Origin of the sequence: Amycolatopsis sp. cmx-11-51 (genome assembly GCF_047608665.1) — a bacterium.
In the GTDB taxonomy this organism is placed as follows: Bacteria; Actinomycetota; Actinomycetes; order Mycobacteriales; family Pseudonocardiaceae; genus Amycolatopsis.
The window spans coordinates 129,225-152,019 of the sequence record NZ_JADNQO010000005.1 but is presented as its reverse complement, the minus strand read 5'-3'; the positions used below and the strand labels follow the sequence as shown (position 1 = coordinate 152,019).

Sequence of the window (22,795 nt, the reverse complement as noted above, 5' to 3'; positions counted from 1 at the left end):
ACGGTCCTTGCCGATCCCCTCGTCCGGGTGGCAAGCCCCGCGTTTCGTCCTCTAGTTGCGGTCCTTGCACACGCAAGTACCGCAACTAGAGGACTAATTGCGGAAAGGGCTTAAGTGCGCGAGACGTACTTCGCGGCCGCGGCGACGAACTCGCTCGCCCTGGTCGCGAGATCCGTCAGCGACCCGCTGGAGGTGAGTGAGTCACCCAGCAGCGGCGTCGCGGCGGCGACGGCGATCGAACCCGACTCGAGGTACTTCGCGACGTCGGCGAGGTGGACGCCGCCGGTCGGCACCAGCGGGATGTCCGGCATCGGCGCCCGGATCGCCCGCAGGTAGGCGACCCCGCCGACGGCGGCGACCGGGAACACCTTCACCGCGGCCGCGCCGAGGCGCCAGGCCTGGTCGATCTCGGTCGGGGTCAGCGCGCCGCAGACCACCGGCAGCCCGCGTTCGTGCGCGCGCTCCAAGACCAGCGGATTCACCGTGGGCGTGACCAGGAACATCGCGCCCGCGTCCGCCGCGATGTCCACATCGGACGGTTCACGGACGCTCCCGGCGCCGACGTGCGCGTCGTCGCCGAGCTTCTTGCGGATGGCCGCGATGGCTTCCGGTGCGCCCGGCGTGGTCAACGCCGCTTCGAGCACCCGGACGCCTGCCGCGTGAAGCACCGTCGCGGCGTCGGCGAAGCGGTTCGCGTTGTCGGCTCGCAGGATCGCGATGAGCCGGTTTTCGATCAGGGTGTCCTGGAGGTGGTGCTGGATCATGCGGCCGGGACCGGCGCCTTCCCGGTGTAGGTCACGCCGGCCTCGTCGAAGTCCTTGAGCGAGGCGTCGACCGTCGGCTGCGAACCGCCGACGGTGAGGTCCAGCAGCACTCGCACGGTGAAGCCCGCCTTCGCCGCGTCGAGCGCCGTGGCGCGTACGCAGAAGTCGGTCGCGATGCCGACGACGTCGACCTCGGTGACGTCGTGTTCCTTCAGCCAGGCCTCGAGCGTCTTGCCGTCGCGCGCGTTGCCCTCGAAGCCCGAGTATGCGGCGGTGTACTCGCCCTTGGAGAAGACCTCGCTGATCGGGACCACGTCGAGCGCCGGATGGAACGAAGCGCCGGAAGTACCCGCGACGCAGTGCCGCGGCCAGCTGTCCTTGAAGTCCGGCGTCTCGCTGAAGTGGTCGCCCGGGTCGATGTGGTAGTCACGGGTGGCGACGACGTGCGCGTAGCCACCCTCGGCGGCCTGCTTGGAGATCGCTTCGGCGGCGGCGGCGCCACCGGGCAGGCCGAGCGACCCGCCTTCGCAGAAGTCGTTCTGCACATCGACCACGATCAGGGCGGTCCCCATGTGTTGCTCCTGAGTTCTCTTCAGACGAATACGGTCGGGATGGCGGGCTCCCCGTGCGAGAGCTTGAGGCCCTCCCACGGCAGGCTCACCAAGGCCCGGCGAAGCCGCTGGCGCGCGTCGTCCAGCGTGGGCAAATCATCCACCGTCCGGCCGTCCCGGACCAGCGGAATCTGTAATTCGTGGTCGTTCGGTCCCTGTTCCGGGACCTCTGAGGCGGCCGTCCAGATCACCTCTTCGACGGCGGTGCCGGTGTCGCGGTGCCGTCGCAGCGCGGACTTCCGGCCGCCGCGGGACTCCTTGTGCGCGCTGCGCTTGGCGACCGGTTTGCCGTCGACATCGACGAGTTTGTAGACCATCCCGGCGGTCGGCGCGCCGGAGCCGGTGACGACCGAGGTGCCGACGCCGTACGCGTCGACGGGTTCCGCCCGGAGCGCCGCGATGGCGTGTTCGTCGAGGTCACCGGACACCACGATGCGGGTGTCCTTGGCGCCGAGGGCATCCAGTTGTTCGCGGGCCCTGCGGGCCAGCGGGCCCACGTCACCGGAGTCGATGCGGATCGCGCCGAGCTCGGTCCCGGCCACCCGGACGGCTGTTTCGATGCCCTGGGTGATGTCGTAGGTGTCCACCAGGAGTGTGGTGTCGGCGCCCATCTTGTCCACCTGCGCGCGGAACGCCTCCTCTTCGCTGTCGTGCAGCAACATGAAGGCGTGCGCGACGGTGCCCCGCGTCGGGATCCCGTAGCGGCGTCCGGCTTCGAGGTTGGACGTCGTGGCGAAACCGGCGAGGTACGCGGCCCGCGCGGCGGCGACGGCTGCCCACTCGTGGGTGCGGCGCCCGCCCATCTCGATGATCGGCCTGCCGTGCGCGGCGCCCGACATGCGCGCCGCCGCGGACGCGATCGCGCTGTCGTGGTTCAGGATCGACAGGATCAGCGTCTCCAGCACGACGGCCTCGCCGAAGGAACCGGTGACGGTCAGGATCGGGGAGCCGGGGAAGTACAGCTCGCCCTCGGGGTAACCGTCGATGTTCCCCGAGAAGGAGTAGTCCGCGAGCCACGAAAGGGTGGCGTCGTCGACGACAGCGGTCGCTTCCAGCTGGCTCAGCTCGGCGTCGGTGAACCGGAAGTCCGCGATCGAGTCGAGGACCCGGCCGGTGCCCGCGACGACGCCGTAGCGACGGCCGTCGGGCAGGCGACGGGCGAAGACCTCGAAGACGCACGGCCGATCCGCTGTCCCGTCGGCCAGGGCGCTGGCCAGCATGGTCAGCTCGTAGTGGTCGGTGAGCAACGCGGTGCCGGCGCTAGTGGCCGCCTCGGGGAAACCCATGCGGCCAGCCTATTCACTCACATGGCCGGACCTGCCAGCCCGTACCGGGTTGGGCCCGTGACACCATGGAGTGCATGTCCACGCCTGTCGCATCCGAGCAGACGCAGGTTGATCCACAGGGAGTAGAAGTCGCCTCTGAGGACAGCCCCTGGCGGACGGTCGTCTGGAACGATCCGGTGAACCTCATGTCGTACGTGACGTACGTGTTCCAGAAGCTGTTCGGTTACAGCCGGGACCACGCGACGAAACTGATGCTCGACGTGCACCAGAAGGGCAAGGCGATCGTGTCCTCCGGTTCGAAGGAGAAGGTCGAGACCGACGTCGCGAAACTGCACGCGGCCGGTCTCTGGGCGACGATGGAGCAGCCGTCATGAACGGATGGCGCCGCAAAGGCGAAACCATCGTCGCCGGGTTCGAGCAGCAGGAGGCCGCGGTTCTTCGCGGTCTGGTCAGCCAGCTGGAGGACATGCTCACCGCGCGCGCCGAGGAGGCGCCGCAGGACGAGCTGGCGGAGCTGACCGGGATCCGCACGGGCCCGACCGAGTCACCCGACGATCCGGTGCTTTCGCGGCTGTTGCCGGACTTCCACAAGCTGGACCCGGACAACCCGACCCGCGAGGACATCGATTCGGCCGCCGCGATGCGGTCGATCCACGAGCCCGATCTGCTGGACAAGAAGGTCGGCGTCGCCAAAATCGTGCTGGACACGCTGCCGCGTGACGGCGGTGACGTGCGGCTGACCTTCGAGCAGGCCGACGCGTGGCTTGGCGCGCTCAACGACGTCCGGCTGGCGCTGGGCACCGCGCTCGACGTCACCGACGACATGCCCGACGAACTGCCCGAGGACGATCCCCGCGCGCCGCATCTCGGCGTCTACCACTGGTTGACCTGGGTGCAGGAGACCCTCATCCAGTCGCTGACCTCATGATCACCGACGTGCCAGGGGTGCTGGTCGGGCACCACGAGCGGGTCGGTGGCGGCTGGGCGACCGGGACGACGGTCGTGCTGGTCCCCGGCGGTGCCGTCGGGGCAGTCGACCAGCGCGGCGGCGCGCCCGGCACGCGGGAGACCAATCTGCTGGAGCCGGAGAACCTGGTCCAGCACGTCAACGCGATCTGCCTGTCGGGTGGGAGCGCGTACGGCCTGGCCGCGGCGGACGGCGTCATGCGCTGGCTCGCCGAACGGAACCTGGGCATCCCGGTCGGTGCCGAGCCGCACGAGGTGGTGCCGATCGTGCCAGCCGCGGTGCTGTTCGACCTGCCGCGCAGTGACTGGGGAAACCGTCCGGACGCTTCTTTCGGCTACGCGGCCTGTGAGTCGGCCGTTGCCGGTCCTGTGCCGCTGGGGACCGTCGGCGCGGGTGCCGGGGCGAAGGCGGGATCACTCAAAGGTGGGATCGGGACGGCCTCGGAACGGGTCGGTGAGTTCACCGTCGGCGTCGTGGCCGCCGTGAACGCCGCCGGTGAGGCCGTCGACCTCTCGACCGGCCGTGCCTTCGCGGCGGATCACGAGGTCGACGGCGAGTTCGGCGTCCGCTGGCCTGACCGGCCAGGTGAGGTCGAGGCGAAGACCGCCGGGCTCAACACGACCATCGGCGTGGTCGCGGTCGACGCGGCGTTGTCCAAGGCGGAGGCGCGACGGCTCGCCGTGGCCGCGCAGGACGGTCTCGCCAGGGCCGTGCGGCCCGCGCACACGATGTTCGACGGCGACACGGTCTTCGCGCTGGCGACCGGCGAGCGGGAACTACCCGGCGGCGCGGGCCCGGTCGCGGCGACGCGACGGGCGGCGGTGCTGGACACGCTGTGCTCGGCCGCCGCGCGGGTGTTCGGGCGGACGATGGTGCACGGTGTGCTGAACGCCACTTCGGCAGGCGGCATGCGCGCGTACCGCGACGTGTGGCCTGAGGCCTTCGCGTAACTCGACGCGCGTAACGCGGAACGGGTGCGGACGATCAAGTCGGCATGCGACAAGGGGGCTTGTGGATCGTCGAGATCCACAATGACCACATCAACACCGACACGGGCGTCTCGCTGGTGATCGAGGAGCTGATCGGCCTGTCCACCGATGACGCGCGCCAGATGGCCGAGGACATCCATCAACACGGCCAGGGCGACTTCACGCCCGTGGCTCAGGCCGAGGCGGAGCGACTGGTCGCCGCGTTCCAGGTCCGCGGCCTCAACGCGAAGCTGCGGAAAGCCCGGCGTGCGTGACGCGGCGCGGGTGGCACCCGAGGGCGACGGCGCCCGGATCGACATGGCGGAGAACGTGGCCGAGGTGCTGCGGTTCATCCTGACCGACTTCGCGGGCGCGCTGGCCGCCGACCCCGTGGGCCCGGACGGGGTGCCCGACGATCTGCTGTTCCCGGACGCCTACCCCCGAAAGGCCGCCAGCGCCGATTTCCGGGCGAGGCACGGCCGGGCCATGCGGGGTGAGGTCGTCGCCGCGGTGGCCCGCGTTCTCGCGGCCTGGCCGGGCGGGCAGGTCCTGACCCTCGACCGGGGCGGGGTGCAGGACCTGCGTCTCACGCTCGTCCACGCCCAGGTCCGGTACCTGCGCAAGCCGCGGTGGAAGTCCGACCCGCCGGACGAACGCTATGCGAAAAAAGACCGCGAGGTGAAGTCCCTGTGGCTTCAGAAGCTCGAGCTCATGATCACCGCGGCGCTCTACGTCGATCCGGCCGAGCCGGTCATCTACACGCTCTGAGTGGCGGCAATCTCAGAGTGTGGAAGGCGCCTGTCCAGCACCTAAGATGTGCGATGTGCTCCGGATCCGCCGTGAACTCGTCGACGAGATCGTCGCCCACGCCCGTCGTGACCATCCCGATGAGGCGTGCGGGGTGATCGCCGGTCCGCAAGGGTCGGACAGCCCCGAGCGGTACATCCCGATGCTGAACGCGGCCCGCTCGCCCACGTTCTACGAATTCGACTCGGGCGATCTGCTCAAGCTCTACCGCGAGATGGACGCCAACGACGAGGTCCCGGTGGTCATCTACCACTCGCACACCGCGACGGACGCCTACCCGTCGCGCACCGATGTCTCGTACGCCTCGGAACCGGACGCGCACTACGTGCTCGTGTCCACGAAGGACCCCGATTCGCACCAATTCCGGTCTTACCGGATCGTGGACGGGGAGATCACCGAGGAGCCCGTCGAGATCACCGGCTGAACCCCGGCCCCGGAACAAGCGGGCCGACCCGAACGTCTGCGTAATAGAGAACACCACCGGAGGTAGAAACCATGGCCGTGACCGTGTCCATCCCGACCATCCTGCGTACGCACACCGGCGGCGAGAAGTCCGTCGAGGCGACCGGCAAGACCGTGCTCGAGGTGATCGACGACATCGAGTCCCGCCACGGCGGCCTCAAGGCCCGCCTGGTCAAGGAAGAGAAGCTGCACCGCTTCGTCAACGTCTACGTCAACGACGAGGACGTCCGCTTCTCCGGTGGCCTCGAGGCCGAGGTCAAGGACGGCGACACGCTGACCATCCTGCCCGCCGTGGCCGGAGGCTGATCCATGGCTCGCTTCGAGTCGCTGCTCGACACGCTCGGCGGCACCCCGCTGGTCGGCCTGCCCCGGCTTTCGCCCACTCACGACGTGCGGTTGTGGGCGAAGCTGGAGGATCGCAATCCGACCGGTTCGATCAAGGATCGCCCCGCGCTGGCGATGATCGAGGCCGCCGAGCGGGAGGGCATCCTCCGTCGCGGCTCCACGATCCTGGAGCCGACGTCGGGCAACACCGGGATCGCGCTCGCCATGGCGGCGAAGCTCAAGGGCTACGGCCTGGTGTGCGTCATGCCGGAGAACACCTCCATCGAACGCAAGCAACTGCTGCAGGCGTACGGCGCGCGGATCGTCTTCTCCCCGGCGGCCGGCGGGTCCAACGAGGCCGTGCGCCGGGCGAAGGAACTGGCCGAGGCGAACCCGGAGTGGGTGATGCTCTACCAGTACGGCAACCCGGCCAACGCCGAAGCGCACTACCGAGGCACGGGGCCCGAACTGCTCAAGGACCTGCCGACGCTGACGCATTTCGTCGGCGGCCTCGGCACCACCGGCACACTGGTCGGTGTCGGGCGCTACCTGCACGAGGCGAAGCCGGACGTGCAGATCATCGCGGCCGAGCCGCGCTACGGCGAGCTGGTGTACGGCCTGCGGAACCTGGACGAGGGCTTTGTCCCGGAGCTTTACGACGCGAGCGTGCTCAACGGCCGCTTCTCCGTCGGCGCCTACGACGCGCTTCGCCGGACACGGGAGCTGCTGGAGCACGAAGGCATCTTCGCGGGGATCTCGACCGGTGCCGTGCTGCACGCGGCGCTGGCCGTCGCCGAGAAGGCCGCTGCTTCGGGGAAGCCCGCCGACGTGGCCTTCGTGGTCGCGGACGCTGGGTGGAAGTACCTCTCTACGGGCGCTTACTCCGGTTCGCTCGACGAAGCGGCCGAAAGGCTTGACGGGCAGCTCTGGGCCTGACCACGTGTAAGAACGGACCTTTCCTAACAGGATTTGTCCGGGTCCGACAAAGTCGAGGTCTTGCAGGTCAGGCGGTTTATTCGTCCCCTAAGGAACCCCGGCACACGCCCGAGTGGGGAGGATTTGGCAGGCACCGGAAATGTCCAACTCGGACTACCGCCAGCAGCGCGGACCAGCAGCTCTGCGACTTCGCCGGGACCCTGACAGGATTTGTTGGGAAAGGTCCGTTCATAGCACGGACGCTGGCAGGATGGCGGGCATGAAGGTCATCGGGCTGCTCGGCGGGATGAGCTGGGAATCGTCGGCCGAGTACTACCGGCTGGTCAACGAGCGCGTTCGTGAGCTGCGCGGCGGGTACCACTCCGCGCGTACCGTGCTCTACTCCGTGGACTTCGCCGATATCGAAGCGATGCAGACCGAAGGGCGCTGGGACGACGCCGGTCGGGAACTGAACCGTGCCGCCCGCGGCCTCGAAGCGGCCGGAGCGGACTTCATCGTCTTGTGCACCAACACGATGCACAAGGTCGCCGCTCTGCTCATCGACGGCCTCGGCATTCCGTTACTGCACCTCGCCGACACCACGGCCGCCGCGATCAAGGCGGCGAAGATCGAGCGCGTCGGGCTCCTGGGTACCGGTTTCACCATGGCCCAGCCGTTCTACCGCGAACGCCTCGTCGCGCACGGGCTCGACGTGCTCGTGCCGGACGAAGCCGATCGCGAGACGGTGCACCAGGTCATCTACGGCGAACTCGTCCACGGCGTCGTCACCGAGGACTCTCGCGAGCGGTACCGCGAGGTCATCACGAGGCTCGTCGAGGCGGGAGCCGACGGCGTGATCTACGGCTGTACCGAGATCGAACTGCTCGTCGGCCCCGAAGACAGCCCGGTGCCGACGTTCCCCACCACCAGGCTGCACGCCGAAGCGGCCGTGGACTACGCGCTCGGCGAGATCTCACTCCCTCCCGCACTGTGATGTTCGTGCTGCTCGAAGGCCTGCCGCCACAGCCTGTCCTGTTCTTCACCGGTGAAGCCGCCGCGCGGCACGCCGAAGACGTCCTCGATCGCCGTCCACCAGACGGCAGGTGACTCCAGCACCGTTTTGTCGCCCGGCAGCCTGCTCAAAGTCAGCGCGCGCAGAGAGTCGACGCCCTCGGCGTCCCGGCGCTGTAGCACGAGCGTGCGGACGAACCCGGAGTTCGCGGACGTGGACAGTTCGACGTGCTTCTCGGCGAAGTCCGGCATCACGGCCGTCTCCGGCGCGAAATCCATCCCGACGAAACTGCCCTGCGGATCGTGGTCGAACCGCCAGCCGCCCGGCGTGACCTCCGAGGCCCGCATGCCGAACACCAGCGGCCCTTGTTTGTACTCGCCTTCGAGCAACGGAAGCGGCTCGTGGATGCCGTCGCCGAGCCCCACGTCGACGAACCAGCTCGATTCCGGTGTCTCCGCCAGCCCGGACACGGTCAGCGGCAGGTGGTTGAGGTGGATCCCGGCCGGGTCGCCCGGCATCTGCGCCCCACCCGGATGCCTCGTGACCCGGTAGCCCAGCTCCCGAAGCAGCGCGGAGAACGCGCCGTTGAGGTGATAGCAGTAGCCGCCGCGGCCGGCGGCGATCCGGCCGAACGACACCGCCGGATCCAGCGAGGTCACCCGGCCCAGCTGGATTTCGAAGTCTTCGTACGGCACCCGTTCGACGTGTGCCGCGTGCAGCCGGAAGAGCGCGCCGAGGGACGGCGGCTCGTGCTCGAGGCCGAGTCGCGCGAGATAGGCCGGCACGTCCACGTGCTCGGAAGAAGAAGTCCCCATGCCGACGACCGTAGCGCCGCCCACCGACAATTCAGGGTTCTCACGGAGGCGATCTCGGCGGTCCCCGTCGTAGCCTGGGGGCGTGACCACAATGCCTTCCCAGCCGGTACCGGCGAATGAGTCGTCCGGTACGGATCCGGCCAAACGCGTCCTGCCGCCGAACCCGAAGGCCGCCGCGATCGTGGCGCTGGCCTTCACCGTGCTGCTCTACCTGGTCGAGCTGGTCGACGTCGTGCTGCCCGCCGACCTCGACCAGGGCGGCATCGTCGCCCGTGACGTCTCCGGCCTCGACGGCGTGCTCTGGGCGCCGTTGCTGCACGCGGGCTGGGGTCACCTGTTCGCCAACACCGTCCCGGTCCTGGTGTTCGCCTTCCTCGCGATGGCCGCGGGCATCGGCCGGTGGGCACTGGTCACCGGCATCATCTGGGTGCTCTCCGGTCTCGGTGTCTGGCTGATCGCGCCGGACAACACGGTGACCGTGGGAGCCTCGTCCGTCGCCTTCGGATGGCTTGCGTTCCTGCTGGTCAGAGGCATTTTCAACCGGGCCGTCGGGCAGATCCTGGTGGCCGTGCTGCTGCTGGGAATCTGGAGCGGGATGCTCTGGGGACTGCTTCCGGGTGATCCGAGCGTCTCGTGGCAGGGGCATCTGTTCGGCGCGCTGTCCGGGGTCTTCGCGGCCTGGGTGGTGGCACGGATGGACAAGTCCCGAGCCAGGCAGCCCTCTTCAAAAGGGACCTCCACCGGTCCGGGTAGCCTCGCCGGGTGACCACGCCGAGCGCCGACGCCCCGATCGGCGTCTTCGATTCCGGAGTGGGCGGGCTCACCGTCGCCAGGGCGATCCTGGAGCAGTTGCCCGGCGAGCAGTTGCGCTACGTCGGCGACACCGCCCGCAACCCCTACGGTCCGCTTCCCATCGCGACGGCGCGCGAGTACGCGCTCGCGGCGTTGGACGACATCGTCGAGGGTGGGGTGAAGGCGCTGGTCATCGCCTGCAACACCGCCTCCGCCGCTTGTCTTCGCGACGCCAGGGAGCGCTACGACGTCCCCGTGATCGAGGTCGTCCTCCCGGCCGCGCGCCGAGCGGTCTCCGCCACACGCTCCGGCCGGATCGGCGTGATCGGCACCGAGGGCACCGTCCGGTCCCGCGCCTACGACGACGCCTTCAACGCCGCCCAGCAAGTCGAGATCACCAGCGTCGCGTGCCCGCGGTTCGTGGACTTCGTCGAACGCGGGATCACCACCGGGCGCCAGGTGCTCGGGCTCGCACAGGGATATCTGGAGCCACTGCTGGACGCGCAGGTCGACACGCTGGTCATGGGCTGCACGCACTACCCGTTGCTGTCCGGCGTGCTGCAGATCGTCATGGGCCAGGACGTCACGCTGGTGTCCAGCGCCGAGGAGACCGCGCGTGACCTCGTGCGCGTCCTCACCGAGAACGATCTCCTCGCCGAGCGCGACACCCCGCCGCGGCACGAGTTCGTCGCCACCGGATCCGCCGAGCCGTTCACCAGACTCGCTCAGCGGTTCATGGGTTTCGCTCCGGGTGTGCTGGCTCCCACCCGAGCGTAAATCGCCGAATCCGCGCTTAAGGTGTCACAGTGCGTCTCACGATCCTCGGCTGCTCCGGCAGCATCCCCGGGCCCAACGCCGCCACCTCCGGCTACCTGATCGAGGCGGACGGGTTCGTGCTGGGGCTCGAACTCGGCAACGGAACGCTCGCCAGGCTGCAGGCCCTGCGCGACCCGTTCGACCTGGACGCGCTGATCCTTTCGCACCTCCACCCGGATCACTGTGCCGACGTCAGCGCGCTGACCGTGCTGCGGCGCTACCACCCCGCGCTGCCGTATCCGGCGAGGCCGCGACGGCTGCCGGTGTACGGGCCGTCTGACGTGCACGAGCGGCTCGCCTACGCCTACGCCGCGAACGAGGCGGAGCGGGCGACCACCGATCTCTCCGACGTCTTCGCCTTCGACGTCCTGCGCACGGAGCCCATGAAGATCGGGCCGTTCGAGGTCACCGCGGTCCCGGTCGACCACCCGACGCCGGCGTTCGGCCTGCGGATCACGCACGGCGGCAAGACGCTCGCCTACACCGGAGACACCGGCGTCTGCGACACCTTGACCGACCTCGCCGCCGGCGTCGACGTCCTGCTGTCCGAAGCGTCGTGGACCGACTCGCCCGACCGCCCGATCGGTGTCCACCTGTCCGGCAAGGAAGCGGGGGAACTGGGGCGCAAAGCCGGGGCGGGGCGGCTGCTGCTCACCCATGTCGCGCCCTGGACCGATCGCGACGCCGTGCTCGCCGAGGCGGCCGTCGCGTTCCCCGACGCCGAGCTGGTCGAGCAGGGCGCCGTCTACGACCTCTGACCCGGGGTTCTAGAGTGACGGCCGTGGCGAGAAAAGACGGCAGGAACGACGACCAGCTTCGCGACATCAAGATCACCCGCGGCTTCCAGCGGTGGCCCGCGGGCTCGGTGTTGATCGAGTTCGGCGACACGCGGGTGCTGTGCGCGGCGAGCGTCACCGAAGGCGTCCCCCGCTGGCGGGCCGGTTCCGGCCTCGGCTGGGTCACCGCCGAATACGCGATGCTGCCGTCGGCGACCAACACCCGCAGCGACCGCGAATCCATCAAGGGCCGCGTCGGCGGCCGCACGCACGAGATCTCCCGGCTGATCGGCCGGTCCCTGCGCGCCTGCATCGACCTCGCGGCGCTGGGGGAGAACACGATCGTCATCGACTGTGACGTCATCCAGGCCGACGGCGGCACCCGCACGGCCGCGGTGACCGGCGGCTACGTCGCGCTCGCCGACGCCATCACCTGGCTCGGCGCGGCCGGCAGGCTCGCCGACCCGCAGCCGCTTTCGTCCTCGGTGGCCGCCGTGAGCGTGGGTGTCGTCGACGGCCGCGTACGTCTCGACCTGCCCTACGAGGAGGACTCGCGCGCGGAGGTCGACATGAACGTCGTCGCCACCGACGCGGGCACCATGATCGAGGTGCAGGGCACCGGTGAGGGCGCCACCTTCGCGCGGTCCACTTTGGACACCATGCTGGACATGGCGCTCGAAGGCTGCGCGGAGCTGACCCGCCTGCAGACCGAGGCGCTCGCGCTGCCGTACCCCGGCGAACTGCCCGAGCCGCGCACGGACAAGAAGAAGGGTGCGAAGTGACCAAACTGCTTTTGGCCACCCGCAACGCGAAGAAGCTCGGCGAACTCCGGCGCATCCTGGTGGCGGAAGGGATCGAGGGCGTCGAGGTCATCGGCCTCGCCGACGTCCCCGAGTTCCCCGAAGCGCCCGAAACCGCTCCGGACTTCGAGGGCAACGCGCTCGCGAAGGCGCAGGACGCGGCCGCCGCGACCGGCCTCCCGGCCATCGCCGACGACTCCGGCATCGCCATCGACGCGCTCAACGGCATGCCGGGCGTGCTCTCGGCCCGCTGGTCGGGCAAGCACGGCGACGACGAGGCGAACTTGGACCTCGTACTGGCACAGCTGTCCGACACTCCCGACGAGCGCATGGGCGCGGCTTTCGTCTGCGCGGCGGCGCTGGTCGTCCCCGGCGGCGGCGAGACCGTGGTGCGCGGGGAATGGCGGGGCTCGCTCAGCCGGGAACGCCGTGGTGCCAACGGATTCGGCTACGACCCGATCTTCGTGCCCGAAGGGGAGACGCGGTCGTCCGCCGAGCTGGAACCGTCCGAAAAGGACGCGGCGTCGCATCGGGGGAAGGCGTTGCGGGCGTTGGTAGGGGAACTCGGGAAACTGGCGGGTTAGGTCTCGTGAGTGGTGAGTCGTGTCCTGACGCGACTACCACTCACGAGGCTCATGCCCAGTGCTTTGGAAGTACAGGAAGGCCCCTTGCTTGCGCTAGTGTCGCGTGATCCTGCAGGTCTTACCCGTGATCAGCCGGCGATCTCCGGAGATCGCCGTCCAATCACGGGTAACCGCCGTCTGATCACGCGAGATCGCCGTCCAAGGAACGAAACCCAACGTCAAGCAAGCAGGATCACGCGACACTAGGCGCAAGGAAGGGACTTTCCTGTACTGGGAAAAGACCTTCACGCGCCATCGTTGTGGCTGGTGTGTTGCTGAGGCCGGAGGTGGAGTTCCCGGGCGGATGAGGGGAACTTTGAGGGACCCTGGGTCCCTCAAGGAGTCCTTCACGGACCCACGACCGCGACTCACCGTGGTCCTACCACTCACGTCAGGGAGAGGTCCCGCAGCAGCTTCGCGACGTGCCCGGTAGCGCGCACGTTGTACTGTGTCACGGCGATCTTGCCCTCCGCGTCGACGACGAAAGTCGAGCGGATGACGCCTTCGTAGACCTTGCCGTAATTCTTCTTCTCCCCGAAGGCGCTGTACGCCTTGAGGACGGTCTTCTCCGTGTCGGAGAGCAGCGGGAAGGTCAGCCCTTCCGCCTCGGCGAACTTCGCGAGCTTCGCGGGCTTGTCCGGGGAAATGCCGAGCACCTGGTAGCCGGCGTCGTTGAGCTGCGCGAGGCTGTCCCGGAAGTCGCACGCCTGCTTCGTGCAGCCCGGCGTGCCGGCGCTCGGGTAGAAGTAGACGACGACCGACTTGCCGCGGAAGTCGCTGAGCTTGACGTCGTTGCCCTCGCTGTCGGGGAGGGTGAAGTCGGGCGCTTTGTCGCCAGGGGAGAGTCGCTGGTCGGTCATGACGCACACGGTAGCGAACCGGCGGCGTCAGACCTTCCCGCAGTACTTCGCGGCGACGGGCTCCGCGGGGTTCGGCCGCACCTGCAGGCGCAGCTTCACCGGCTTGTCCGGAACGGCGAACGCCAGGTTCAGCTGGACCGACCGGCCGGGTGCCACGTCCTTGCCCGCGTCCGCGATGCCGTTGTAACCCTGCACGGCGTCGACGACCTGTTTGACCGACGAGCTTTCGCCGTCGACCTCGCCCGTCACGGACAGTCCGGAAAGCCGGTAGGTCCCGTCGCCCGCGTTGGTCACCTCGATGCCGAAGGCCACCGCGCGCGGGCTCTGCGGGTACGCCGACGCGCTGGGACGGAACGACTTCGGCGCGGAGACGGAGATCGTGACCCCGGTCGCGAACCGGTGCGGGGCGCCGAACGCGAGGTCGCCTTCCGCGTGCGTCGCCGCCAGCCCCTGCGCCGGGACGTCCGCGCCGAGAACGGCGGCCCCCTTTTCCGGTGCCGGAACCCCGCACGCGGCCGCCAGCATCAGTGAGCAGGCGGCGATCAAGAGCTTCGGGGTGCGCGGGGGCGCCATGTGCGGTTACTCCAGTCGGCGGTGCGGGTGGGCCGTTCGAGGTAGTCATTAGTGCCGAAGAGTCCAGGGTGACGGTCTTCTTCAGCTGAGAGGAGCGGCGAGGCCGGGTTGAGGCGCACCTGGTGTACAGCCGTGGCCGTTCCGTGATCGGAAGGGTACGGCTAGTGACAGTCGTCACCTCGGTGGCACACCGGTCAGGGGTCAAAAGGCGATGGCGAAGAACAGGATGAAGATCGCCAGACCGGACACCCAGGCCACGATCAACCAGCCGAAATCACGCATCGGGTCGACCGCGCGGCTCTCCTCGCCCGGGACGTAGACGCCGCGCTCTTCGAACCAGTCCACCCACCGGGTCATCCAGCGAAAGGGGCTTCGAGACGCCATGTCGTCACAGTACGGGTACGGATGAGCCGCGTCGGCCAGGGAGGGCCGCTCGAAAGGGCGAATCGGATGTCCGGGTTATCGCCCACTAGGCCCTTTTGTCCGACTAGTCCACCCGCCAGGCTGTAACGATGGCGCTGGGAATAGATGTCTACAGCCGCTTCCAATCCGTTACTGACTGGCAAGCCGTCAAGAATCACGGTGTTTCGTACGTTTTCGTCAAGCTCACCGACGGTGGTGGCCTGCCGAACGGCGGCCGCAACACCGGTGACGCCTTGGTGGCCGGAGCGAGATCCGTCGGAATTCCGGTGGGCGGCTACCACTTCGCTCAGGAGAGTCCGTCGCCCGAGGCGCAGGCGGGCGTGCTCATCGCGGAGGTCCGTCGGCTCGGGGCGACCGGCTGCGTCCCGATGCTCGACCTCGAGGACAACCCGCCGGGTTCGGGCGCGCCGAACATCCCCGACGGGCGCAAGCGGGACTTCTCGATCAGGTTCTGCAACCGCGTCGCGGGACACGGGTTCCGGCCGGGCGTGTACATGAACAACTCACTCGCGAAGATGCTGCGCCCCGACCAGTTCGGCGTACCGGACCTGGTGATCTGGATCGCGCGTTACGGCGCCAGACCCGACGCCGCCGCGGGCCGCTACGACGTGCACCAGTACTCCGACGCCGGTCAGATCCCCGGCATCCGCGCGAGCAGCGTCGACCTCAACGAGTCCTACACGAACGCCCACTTGACCGGCGGCGGCGCCGCCCCGAACCGGAAGGCGACGACAGAACTCATGGAACGCAAGACCATTCCGGCCAGCCCGTCCACCAGGTCCGTGCGGCTGCTGCTCTCCGGCAGCGAGACGGCCGCGATCATCGTCCGCCCGCGTGTCGACGGCGACGGCGTCACCGAGGCACCCGTCTGGCAGGGCAACATCTACGCCTGGGGCAGCGACAAGGTCGGTGTCGGCGGGAATCCCTTGCAGACGCCCGGATTCAACCCGAAGACGGTTTCGCACCGGCGGTACGCCCTGCCGGGCGCGGTGTGGGCCGACTTCGAGTACAGCTCGAACATGGAGTTCGAGATCGACATTGTCGGTTGAAGTACATGAAGGCCCCCTTCCTCGCGCCTAGGTACAGGGTCCAGGCAAAGTCGCAGAGCTGCCGGTCGGCACTGCTCGGGCGGATGCCGGGGGGTATGTCCCTGAACCTCTGTTGGTCAAGCTTCGCGATCAGTGTGATCCCGCGACGGAGAACCGCCTGACCTGCAAGACCTCGACTTTGCCGAGACCCTGCGCTTAGGTACAGGAAGGGGACCTTCTTGTACTTCGAGTTGTGGCACGATGTGCGCGTGACGAACTTTCTGAAGGGCGATGCCGCGTAGAGCGCCCCCGCTCGACGCTGAGATCGCTCGCCTCGAACGATCCCGGAACGCCGGATCGGTCCAGGCCGCGCTGCCTCTCTGGCGAGAAGCCGCCGCTGATCCGTACCGGCGGCTTCGGGTCGAGACCGAGGGCTGTGGCATCTGGGAGTGTTGCGGCGATCCTTTCGAGGCAGGGAAATACTCGAAGGCGTGCTTCTCGCCCTCCCCAAGCGGGTCGCCAAGGAACCGCGGAATCAGGTCGAGCGGATCGACGAGCGCTGGTGACCCTTCAGCGGCCCGGCGCCGCGTCCCGGATGGCGTCCACGATGAACTGGTAACCCGTGCACCGGCACAGGTTCCCCGAGATCCCCTGCCGGATCTCGTCGTCCGTCGGGGCGGGGTTCTCCTTCAATAACTCGAGTGCCGTCGCCAGCATCCCCGGCGTGCAGAAACCGCACTGCAGGCCGTGATGTTTCCGGAACGACTCCTGCAGCGGGTGCAGCTCGCCATCCGAAGCGAGGCCCTCGACGGTGACGATCTCCGCGCCGTCCACCTGGACCGCCAGCAGACAGCACGAACGCGCGCTCGCGCCGTCGAGGGTGATCGTGCACGAGCCGCAGACGCCGTGTTCGCAGCCGACGTGCACCCCGGTGAAACCCAGGTCGTGGCGCAGGAAGTCGGCCAGCGTCCGCCGCGGCTCGCAGTCGGCGCTGTAGGTCCGTCCGTTCACCGTCAGGGTGACCGTGATCATGCGCCCTCCTTCGCTCGGGTGATCGCCCGACGGGTGAGGACCGCGGCCATCTCGCGTCGGTAGCCCGCCGGGGCGTGGAGGTCGCCGGGCGGGTCGGTCGCGGTGACGGCGAGATCGGCCGCGGCGGCGATCACGCCCTCCGTCAGAGGGTGCCCGACGAGCGACGCTTCGGCCGCGGTGGCCCGGATCGGCGTGGGGCCCGCGCCCGCGACGGCGATCCGGGCGGTTTCGCAGACGTCGCCGGACGTCGTCACGGTGGCGAAGACGGCGACCAGCGCGAGGTCGCGGCTGCGCCGGCTCAGTTCCTCGACGGCGCAGCCGCCGGGAAGCACCGGCACCGAAATCCGGGTCAGCAGTTCGCCGGTCCCCAGAGCGGTCCGGTGCGGGCCGAGGAAGAAGTCCCGCGCGGCGATCGTGCGCTCACCGTCCAGGCCTCGGACGGTGAATTCGGCGTCGAGCGCGACCATCACCGCGGGCAGTTCCGCGGCCGGGTCGGCGTGGGCGAGGCTGCCGCCGATCGTGCCCCGGTTCCGGATCGCCACGTGCCCCACGTAACCGAGGGCTTCGGCGAGCAGCGGAACTTCCGACCGGACGACTTCGGACGTCTCGACGACCCGGTGCCGGGTGAGCGCGCCGATCTCCAGGCGCCCGTTCTCCCGGCGCAGGAAGGAAAGCTCGTCGACGCGGTTGATGTCGACCACCAGCGACGGCCGTGCCTGACGCAGGTTCAGCGACGGCACCAGGCTCTGCCCGCCTGCCAGCACTCGTGAGTCCGGTGTGCCCAGAGCTTGGGCGGCCTCGTCGAGCGACGACACCTGGAGATAGTCGAACGGCGCGGCCTTCACCGGCGGGCTCCCCGCTTCAGCGCGGCCAGCAGCCGTGGCGGCGTGATCGGCAGCGAAGTGATGTCGACGCCGTACTCGCGCAGCGCGTCCTCGACAGCGTGTGCGATCGCCGCGCCACCGCCGATCACGCCAGCTTCTCCCATGCCCTTGAACCCGCCGGGAACGTGATCGGCGGGGGTCGCCATATGGGACACGGAGAACGGCGGGATCTCGGTCGCGGTCGGCAGCAGGTAGCCGGTGAACGAAGTGGTCTCCATCCGTCCGTCGGCGCCGTAGACCAGCTCTTCGTACAGCGCGCCGCCGATCGCTTGTGCCGCACCGCCGTGCAACTGCCCGTCCACGATCGTCGGGTTGATCACCGTGCCGCAGTCGTGCGCGATCAGGTAGTCCAGCAACGTCACCACGCCGGTCTCCCGGTCTACTTCGGCGAGCACGGCGGTGCAGCCGAACGAGGTCGCGACGTTGACCGGGTCGTAGACCTCGCGCTCCTCCAGCGTCGGCGTCTCGTCTTCCGGCCAGATACCGTTCAGCCGCCGGTACGCCGCGTCGCCGATCGCGGCCAGGGTGACCTCCTTGCCCGGTACGCCCTTCACCGAAACGACTCCGTCCTCGAGGGACAGATCGTCAGGGGAGGCCTCCAGGATGTGCCCGGCCACCCGCAGGATCTTCGCCCGCAGCCGGGTCGACGCGTTCAGCACGGCGGCGCCGCCGACGGCCGCCCCTCGGCTCGCCGCCGTGCCGTAACCGGTGTACGGGCAGCTGTCGGTGTCGCCGGACAGCACGGTGACGTGGTCGAGCGGGACGCCGAGCGTGTGCGCGGCCACCTGTGCCAGTGTCGTGTGAATGCCCTGGCCGATCGCGGACAGTCCCGTGTAGACGGTCACATGACCGGTCGAGTCGACTCGCACGACCTCCTCGTCGAAGCCGGAATGCCCCAAGCCGGAAAGGTTGATGATCCGGCTCGGTCCGAACCCGGTCAGTTCGTTGTGAAACGAATATCCGATGCCGACACCGTTTCCACGGCGCTTCGCCCAGCCCGCGTCTTCGACCGCTTTCAGGCAGAGATTTAGGCAGTCTTCGTACCGGCCGCTGTCGTAGACGAACACCGGGCTCTGGTACGGAAACGCCTCAGGCGGGATAAAGTTCTTGCGCCGCACCGCGTGCGCGTCCATGCCGAGGCGTTTCGCTAGTTGTTCCACCAGATGTTCGTGCACGAAGTTCGCCTTCGGCAGCCCGTAACCGCGGAACGACCCGTACGGCGAGCGATTCGTCATCACGGCGACGAGGCTCAGTTCCACGTTCGGGATGGCGTACGGCCCGGTCAGCAGCGCGGTCGTCGTCCAGCACGGGCTGGGGCCGACGGTCCCGAGCGTGCCGCCGAGGACGCCGTACACCGTGGCGCGCAGACCGGTGATCGTGCCGTCGTCCTTGGCCGCGAGTTCGACGTCGATCTTCTGCTCGCGCGAGTGCGCGTTGGCGACGAAGCTTTCTCTCCGGTCCTCGATGAGCTTGACCGGTTTCCCAGTGCGTCGAGAGAGGATCGCCGCGACGACCTCCTCGGCGTAGAAGTCGAATTTGTTCCCGAAGCCGCCGCCGACGTCGGGAGTGCGCACGCGGATCCGGTCCATGGAGAGCCCGAAGACCTCGCCGAACAGTTCCCGCGCGAGATTCGGCGCCTGTGTCGAAAGCCAGACGTCGAGCCGGTCGGTGAACGGGTCCCAGGTCGCCACCACGCCACGCGTTTCGATCGGCGTGCCCATCTGGCGTGCGAAGCGGAACGATTCGGTGAGTACGACGTCGGCCTCGGCGAACGCGGCGCTCACGTCACCCATCGGGATCGTTCCGGTGCCGGCGATGTTGTCCGGCCAGTCTTCGTAGAGCTTCGGCGCGCCGTCCGCCAGTGCCTGTTCGAGCGTGCTGACGGCCGGGAGTTCCTCGTACTCGACCTCGATCAGCTCCAGCGCGTCTTCGGCGGTCGCCCGGTCCTTCGCCGCGACAGCCGCGACGCCTTGACCGGGATACCGCACCTTGCCGACGGCCAGCGCGTGGTTCTCGGGCACCCGCATGTCCGGCAGGTTCGACCAGATCACCGGTTGCGGTGTCTTCGTGCTCGCCAGCACGTCTTCGCCGGTGACCACGGCGAACACGCCGGGGTGGGCGTTCGCGGCCGTGACGTCGACGCGCACGATCCGCGCGTGCGGCAGGGGACTGCGGAGGATCGCGGCCTCGAGCATCCCCGGCGACCGGACGTCGTCGATGTACCGCGCCCGGCCGGTGAGCAGGCGGACGTCCTCCCGCCGGGTCACCCTCGCGCCGATCAGTCCCTCGCCCATGCTGTCACTTTTCCGTACCGGCGGGCCTTCGCGCATCGTGCACATGGGTCACCGGTGCGGAATCCTGGGCGAGGATCTCGCGCTGACGTGGTTGCCGAGCACGGAAGCGCTGACTTCGAGCCGTTCCTGGACCACGCCGAACTCGGCGCGTTCCACGGTGTCGAGCAGGGCACAAATCCGCAGCCGGTTCGAGGACCAGACCCGGCGAACCAGATCCGGACCTGGTCCAGGACGTTGGCCACCGCCCTCGCGCCGATCAGCACGAGCCGCCACACGACACCCGGCTGACGGATGAACGTCCGATCGTGATCCCGAATCGCGCGGCCCAGACCGCGAGTCCGCCGCGGCCATGGCGAGGAAGTACCGCCACGGCGGTGGGACGCCGTTTCCGAGTTGGAAAGTCAGCGGATCCTGGCGACCCGGTAGGCGATCCCGCCCTCGACCAGGTAACCCGAGCCGGCGCAGACGACGTCGTTCAGCCAGGAGTAGTGCTCGGAGCCGGTCTCGAACAGCGGGTTCGTCCGGAAGTAGTACCGGGCCGGATCGACCAGATGCCGGGTCGCGGGATCGGCGACTTCGGCGCGGAGTTCGGCCGGGATCCGCCAGCGGCCGCCGTAGGTCATGTGCAGCAGTGCGTCGTCGTGGGTGCGGAGGGTCAGCCGGACGTCGAGCGTCATCGTGCCGTCGGGTCGGAACACGGCCCAGTCGCCGCCGGTGGGCAGCACCTCGCCGCGTAGATCCGGGCCCTCGAACGTGCCGCCCGCGGCGCCGAAGAACACCCGTCCACCGCCGATGTCCAGCCGCGGGTGCAGGTCGACGACGATGTCGAAGAGCAGTTCCGTGCGGAGTTCGCCGACGTCCTTCACGCGCGTGATCATGAGCTGAAAACCTTCCGCCGGACGGCGTCGGTCGAGACGCCGGACTGGGCGCAGAGCGCCGAGAGGTCGAAGAAGAACCGTTCGGACGCGATGAGGCCGTCCGCGAACGTGAACTGGATGAAGACAGGGAGTTCGGCGCGATCGCCGTTGGGCACGACGCCGAACCGGTCGCCGGTCATGGTCATCCGCGCGGTACCCCAGCAGACGAGTGTTGCGCCGTCGCTCGCGTGGCCGTCGAGGGTGACGTCGTAGTCGGGAAAGGTGGCGAAGAAGCGCTTGAGCGCCTTTTCGTTCTCGGCTCGGCCTTTCGCGGTCGTGCCGAAGGCGGGGGTTTCGAGAGTCATGTCCGGATGGAGCAGGTCCAGGGCGGCGGGGATGTCCTGCTTGCTCTTGGCGACGGCCAAGGCTTGGGCGAGTGCGAAGGTCACAAACTAAACGTACGACCGTTCGTATAGTTTAGTCAAGGGGTGGAGACCTGGGGAGGGTCGCCGGCGCCCGATTTGCGAGACACAGCCACGGGGCGTCCTGCGAGGCAAGCCCAAGTACCTGAAGGGGGCCTTCATGTACTCCAGGCCGCGGCGCTCATGGCCGCCCGGTCCGCCACTGGGAGCCACTGCCGCTCCGCGTCGAACGGCTGATAACCGGACCGCACGTGCTCGATCAGCAGCGGCAGCGTCGGGTGCCGGTTCTCGTGCCGCCACAGCAGGGAGAACGGATATACCGGCGTCGGGTCGACGAGCGGGATTTGGACGACGTCCGGATGCCGGGGCACGTGCATCTTCGCGCCGACGAAACCCAGGCGGTCCTTCGACTCGCTGAGCACCTCGATGTGGTGTTCGAGTCCGAAGTTCGGGCCGTCGGTGTCGACGAGGACGCCGAACGCCGGGCACAGTTCCTGCCAGAACTCCGCCCATTCGCTGGCCCGCGCGTTGTACGGCATCCAGGCCGTGAGGCCGTCGAGTTCCGCCATCTCCACCCGCCGTCGCCGTGCGAGCGGATGCCGCCGCCCGACCAGCAGGTTCGCCGGCTCCAGGTAGGCGGGTGTGCGGGCGATCGCGGGGTCCTTCACGGCGCTGACACGGGCGAAGGCGGCATCGACCGACTCGGGCAGCATCGGACGGCGCACCGCGCCCAGTCCGGGCGTGACGAGTTCCAGTTCGTCGTCGTGATCGGCGTGGAAGGCCCGGATCACTTCCATGGTCGCCAATCGTGTGCCGAGGACGTCGACGCGCAGTGGACGGCGCCTGTCGTGAAGACGCTCGACGGCGTGGTCCGCGAGGCTGATCAGCGCGCGAGCGTGCGCGAGGAACTCCTCGCCGTCCTCGGTCGGCTCGGCCCCTCCGCGCGTCCGCGACAGCAGTCGCACGCCTAGATCGGCTTCGAGTTTCGCGACCCGCTTGGAGATGGCCTGCTGGCTCACCTCCAGCCGGATCGCGGCCTCGCCGAAGTACCGGTCGTCGGCCACCGCGACGAAAGCGCGCACCGCGCCGAGGTCGAGTTCCATGTGTCCTCCTCTTACCACTCGTGGTTGTCGCTCGCCGCGTGTCGCTTGTCGGACAACTCGATGCCCGACGGCGCGGCCAAGATAGCGCCGCTGTTCACCGAGGCCCAGCGGTTCGGCACGCCGGCGGTGGGCATGACCGACCACGGGAACATGTGGGGCGCCGACGAGTTCTACCGGCAGTCCACCCAGGCCGGGCTCAAACCGGTGATCGGCATCGAGGTTTCCCTCGCGCCCGAGTCGCGTTTCCACGATAAGCCGGTGTTCTGGGACCGTCGCGGCGGTGACGTCTCCGGTGGCGGCGCCTACACGCGTACGACCATGGTCGCGGAGAACGCGGCCGGTCTGCGGAATCTTTTCCGACTGTCCTCTTTGGCCAGTCTGGAGGGCTGCTACCGCAAACCGCGGATGGACCGGGAACCCCATCATCGCGACCATCGGGTGCCCGTCCGGTGAGGTGCGGACCAGGCTCCGGCTGAGTAAGTCGGACGAGACGACGAGGACGCGGTTCTCGAACTGAAACAGGCCTTGCTGGCGCACAAGGGGGAAACCCCGGTCGCGGTCACCTCGATGCCCTTGGGAGA

29 protein-coding genes and 1 pseudogene are annotated in these 22,795 nt (G+C 68.7%); 17 read left to right on the top strand and 13 right to left on the bottom strand.

Annotated elements, in window-relative coordinates; all coding sequences use genetic code 11:
- Positions 1-110: 110 nt before the first annotated feature.
- From ACM6LU_RS20275 to ACM6LU_RS20265, 3 genes are read right to left on the bottom strand one after another with little or no spacing between them, the layout of a single operon-like run.
- Positions 111-764 carry a bifunctional 4-hydroxy-2-oxoglutarate aldolase/2-dehydro-3-deoxy-phosphogluconate aldolase gene (locus tag ACM6LU_RS20275; RefSeq protein WP_414939280.1) on the bottom strand — a complete coding sequence of 218 codons (654 nt, stop codon included), beginning with the start codon at positions 762-764 and terminating at the stop codon, positions 111-113.
- A complete protein-coding gene (locus ACM6LU_RS20270) occupies positions 761-1,336 on the bottom strand; it encodes an isochorismatase family protein (protein WP_414939279.1) in 576 nt (191 codons plus the stop codon). Before ACM6LU_RS20270 ends, ACM6LU_RS20275 begins: the two co-directional genes overlap by 4 nt.
- Positions 1,337-1,356: 20 nt before the next feature.
- Positions 1,357-2,661, bottom strand: a complete 1,305-nt coding sequence (locus tag ACM6LU_RS20265; RefSeq protein ID WP_414939278.1) for a nicotinate phosphoribosyltransferase — start codon at positions 2,659-2,661, stop codon at positions 1,357-1,359.
- Positions 2,662-2,735: 74 nt separating this feature from the next.
- Here ACM6LU_RS20265 and clpS point away from each other — a divergent pair, with 74 nt between their 5' ends.
- From clpS to ACM6LU_RS20220, 9 genes are all read left to right on the top strand, one after another.
- Entirely contained in the window at positions 2,736-3,035 is a 300-nt protein-coding gene (gene clpS / locus ACM6LU_RS20260; protein ID WP_414939277.1) for an ATP-dependent Clp protease adapter ClpS, read from the top strand.
- Positions 3,032-3,589 carry a DUF2017 domain-containing protein gene (locus tag ACM6LU_RS20255; protein WP_414939276.1) on the top strand — a complete coding sequence of 186 codons (558 nt, stop codon included), beginning with the start codon at positions 3,032-3,034 and terminating at the stop codon, positions 3,587-3,589. The genes clpS and ACM6LU_RS20255 overlap by 4 nt, the downstream gene beginning before the upstream one ends.
- The gene (locus ACM6LU_RS20250) at positions 3,586-4,578 is read left to right on the top strand and encodes a P1 family peptidase (protein WP_414939275.1); all 993 of its coding nucleotides are present in this window, start codon (positions 3,586-3,588) and stop codon (positions 4,576-4,578) included. Before ACM6LU_RS20255 ends, ACM6LU_RS20250 begins: the two co-directional genes overlap by 4 nt.
- Before the next feature lie 59 nt (positions 4,579-4,637).
- Entirely contained in the window at positions 4,638-4,871 is a 234-nt protein-coding gene (locus ACM6LU_RS20245; RefSeq protein ID WP_414939274.1) for an ATP-dependent Clp protease adaptor ClpS, read from the top strand.
- Positions 4,864-5,364 carry a hypothetical protein gene (locus tag ACM6LU_RS20240; protein ID WP_414939273.1) on the top strand — a complete coding sequence of 167 codons (501 nt, stop codon included), beginning with the start codon at positions 4,864-4,866 and terminating at the stop codon, positions 5,362-5,364. The genes ACM6LU_RS20245 and ACM6LU_RS20240 overlap by 8 nt, the downstream gene beginning before the upstream one ends.
- A gap of 55 nt (positions 5,365-5,419) precedes the next feature.
- On the top strand, positions 5,420-5,827 hold the full coding sequence (locus tag ACM6LU_RS20235) for a M67 family metallopeptidase (protein ID WP_343072057.1): 408 nt from the start codon (positions 5,420-5,422) through the stop codon (positions 5,825-5,827).
- A 71-nt stretch (positions 5,828-5,898) separates the two neighbouring features.
- Positions 5,899-6,171 (top strand): MoaD/ThiS family protein, encoded by a 273-nt coding sequence (locus ACM6LU_RS20230; protein WP_005165659.1) that lies wholly within the window; start codon positions 5,899-5,901, stop codon positions 6,169-6,171.
- Between the two features lie 3 nt (positions 6,172-6,174).
- Positions 6,175-7,125: a PLP-dependent cysteine synthase family protein gene (locus tag ACM6LU_RS20225; protein WP_414939272.1), complete on the top strand. Its 951-nt coding sequence runs from the start codon at positions 6,175-6,177 to the stop codon at positions 7,123-7,125.
- Between the two features lie 259 nt (positions 7,126-7,384).
- The gene (locus ACM6LU_RS20220) at positions 7,385-8,098 is read left to right on the top strand and encodes an aspartate/glutamate racemase family protein (RefSeq protein ID WP_414939551.1); all 714 of its coding nucleotides are present in this window, start codon (positions 7,385-7,387) and stop codon (positions 8,096-8,098) included.
- Here ACM6LU_RS20220 and ACM6LU_RS20215 read toward each other — a convergent pair.
- Positions 8,059-8,931 (bottom strand): arylamine N-acetyltransferase family protein, encoded by an 873-nt coding sequence (locus ACM6LU_RS20215; protein ID WP_414939271.1) that lies wholly within the window; start codon positions 8,929-8,931, stop codon positions 8,059-8,061. The two genes, ACM6LU_RS20220 and ACM6LU_RS20215, sit on opposite strands and share 40 nt — an antisense overlap.
- 91 nt (positions 8,932-9,022) lie before the next feature.
- Here ACM6LU_RS20215 and ACM6LU_RS20210 point away from each other — a divergent pair, with 91 nt between their 5' ends.
- Genes ACM6LU_RS20210 through rdgB form a run of 5 tightly spaced genes read left to right on the top strand, consistent with a single transcriptional unit; the run spans position 9,023 to position 12,699 of the window.
- On the top strand, positions 9,023-9,697 hold the full coding sequence (locus tag ACM6LU_RS20210; RefSeq protein ID WP_414939550.1) for a rhomboid family intramembrane serine protease: 675 nt from the start codon (positions 9,023-9,025) through the stop codon (positions 9,695-9,697).
- Positions 9,694-10,500 carry a glutamate racemase gene (gene murI / locus ACM6LU_RS20205; protein WP_414939270.1) on the top strand — a complete coding sequence of 269 codons (807 nt, stop codon included), beginning with the start codon at positions 9,694-9,696 and terminating at the stop codon, positions 10,498-10,500. Before ACM6LU_RS20210 ends, murI begins: the two co-directional genes overlap by 4 nt.
- Positions 10,501-10,529: 29 nt before the next feature.
- Positions 10,530-11,297 (top strand): MBL fold metallo-hydrolase, encoded by a 768-nt coding sequence (locus ACM6LU_RS20200; RefSeq protein ID WP_414939269.1) that lies wholly within the window; start codon positions 10,530-10,532, stop codon positions 11,295-11,297.
- A gap of 23 nt (positions 11,298-11,320) precedes the next feature.
- On the top strand, positions 11,321-12,097 hold the full coding sequence (gene rph, locus ACM6LU_RS20195) for a ribonuclease PH (RefSeq protein WP_414939268.1): 777 nt from the start codon (positions 11,321-11,323) through the stop codon (positions 12,095-12,097).
- Positions 12,094-12,699, top strand: coding sequence for an RdgB/HAM1 family non-canonical purine NTP pyrophosphatase (rdgB, locus tag ACM6LU_RS20190; protein ID WP_414939267.1), 606 nt, complete (start codon positions 12,094-12,096; stop codon positions 12,697-12,699). Before rph ends, rdgB begins: the two co-directional genes overlap by 4 nt.
- Positions 12,700-13,124: 425 nt before the next feature.
- Here the strand turns inward: rdgB and bcp are convergent, their stop codons facing one another.
- The 3 genes from bcp to ACM6LU_RS20175 form a co-directional block, all read right to left on the bottom strand.
- The gene (bcp, locus tag ACM6LU_RS20185) at positions 13,125-13,598 is read right to left on the bottom strand and encodes a thioredoxin-dependent thiol peroxidase (RefSeq protein ID WP_414939266.1); all 474 of its coding nucleotides are present in this window, start codon (positions 13,596-13,598) and stop codon (positions 13,125-13,127) included.
- A gap of 27 nt (positions 13,599-13,625) precedes the next feature.
- On the bottom strand, positions 13,626-14,171 hold the full coding sequence (locus ACM6LU_RS20180) for a hypothetical protein (protein ID WP_414939265.1): 546 nt from the start codon (positions 14,169-14,171) through the stop codon (positions 13,626-13,628).
- 201 nt (positions 14,172-14,372) lie between these two features.
- Complete coding sequence (locus ACM6LU_RS20175; protein WP_414939264.1) at positions 14,373-14,555, bottom strand: hypothetical protein; 183 nt, start codon at positions 14,553-14,555, stop codon at positions 14,373-14,375.
- 128 nt (positions 14,556-14,683) lie between these two features.
- Here ACM6LU_RS20175 and ACM6LU_RS20170 point away from each other — a divergent pair, with 128 nt between their 5' ends.
- On the top strand, positions 14,684-15,643 hold the full coding sequence (locus ACM6LU_RS20170; RefSeq protein ID WP_414939263.1) for a glycoside hydrolase family 25 protein: 960 nt from the start codon (positions 14,684-14,686) through the stop codon (positions 15,641-15,643).
- 549 nt (positions 15,644-16,192) lie between these two features.
- On the opposite strand, the gene ACM6LU_RS20165 is transcribed toward ACM6LU_RS20170, so the two are convergent.
- The 3 genes from ACM6LU_RS20165 to ACM6LU_RS20155 are packed head-to-tail and all read right to left on the bottom strand — an operon-like array spanning position 16,193 to position 19,832.
- The gene (locus tag ACM6LU_RS20165; RefSeq protein WP_414939262.1) at positions 16,193-16,654 is read right to left on the bottom strand and encodes a (2Fe-2S)-binding protein; all 462 of its coding nucleotides are present in this window, start codon (positions 16,652-16,654) and stop codon (positions 16,193-16,195) included.
- The gene (locus ACM6LU_RS20160; RefSeq protein WP_414939261.1) at positions 16,651-17,499 is read right to left on the bottom strand and encodes an FAD binding domain-containing protein; all 849 of its coding nucleotides are present in this window, start codon (positions 17,497-17,499) and stop codon (positions 16,651-16,653) included. Before ACM6LU_RS20160 ends, ACM6LU_RS20165 begins: the two co-directional genes overlap by 4 nt.
- On the bottom strand, positions 17,496-19,832 hold the full coding sequence (locus ACM6LU_RS20155) for a xanthine dehydrogenase family protein molybdopterin-binding subunit (protein WP_414939260.1): 2,337 nt from the start codon (positions 19,830-19,832) through the stop codon (positions 17,496-17,498). The genes ACM6LU_RS20160 and ACM6LU_RS20155 overlap by 4 nt, the downstream gene beginning before the upstream one ends.
- 87 nt (positions 19,833-19,919) lie before the next feature.
- Here ACM6LU_RS20155 and ACM6LU_RS20150 point away from each other — a divergent pair, with 87 nt between their 5' ends.
- A complete protein-coding gene (locus ACM6LU_RS20150) occupies positions 19,920-20,120 on the top strand; it encodes a hypothetical protein (RefSeq protein ID WP_414939259.1) in 201 nt (66 codons plus the stop codon).
- Positions 20,121-20,233: 113 nt separating this feature from the next.
- Here the strand turns inward: ACM6LU_RS20150 and ACM6LU_RS20145 are convergent, their stop codons facing one another.
- The 3 genes from ACM6LU_RS20145 to ACM6LU_RS20135 all read right to left on the bottom strand — a co-directional run bounded on the left by ACM6LU_RS20145 (position 20,234) and on the right by ACM6LU_RS20135 (position 22,214).
- On the bottom strand, positions 20,234-20,710 hold the full coding sequence (locus ACM6LU_RS20145) for a DUF3237 domain-containing protein (protein WP_414939258.1): 477 nt from the start codon (positions 20,708-20,710) through the stop codon (positions 20,234-20,236).
- A complete protein-coding gene (locus ACM6LU_RS20140) occupies positions 20,707-21,138 on the bottom strand; it encodes an ester cyclase (RefSeq protein ID WP_414939257.1) in 432 nt (143 codons plus the stop codon). Before ACM6LU_RS20140 ends, ACM6LU_RS20145 begins: the two co-directional genes overlap by 4 nt.
- Before the next feature lie 131 nt (positions 21,139-21,269).
- A complete protein-coding gene (locus tag ACM6LU_RS20135; RefSeq protein WP_414939256.1) occupies positions 21,270-22,214 on the bottom strand; it encodes a LysR family transcriptional regulator in 945 nt (314 codons plus the stop codon).
- A 60-nt stretch (positions 22,215-22,274) separates the two neighbouring features.
- Between ACM6LU_RS20135 and ACM6LU_RS20130 the strand changes: the two are divergent.
- Positions 22,275-22,704: pseudogene (locus ACM6LU_RS20130) on the top strand (PHP domain-containing protein); the annotation flags it as partial.
- Positions 22,705-22,795 lie beyond the last annotated feature (91 nt).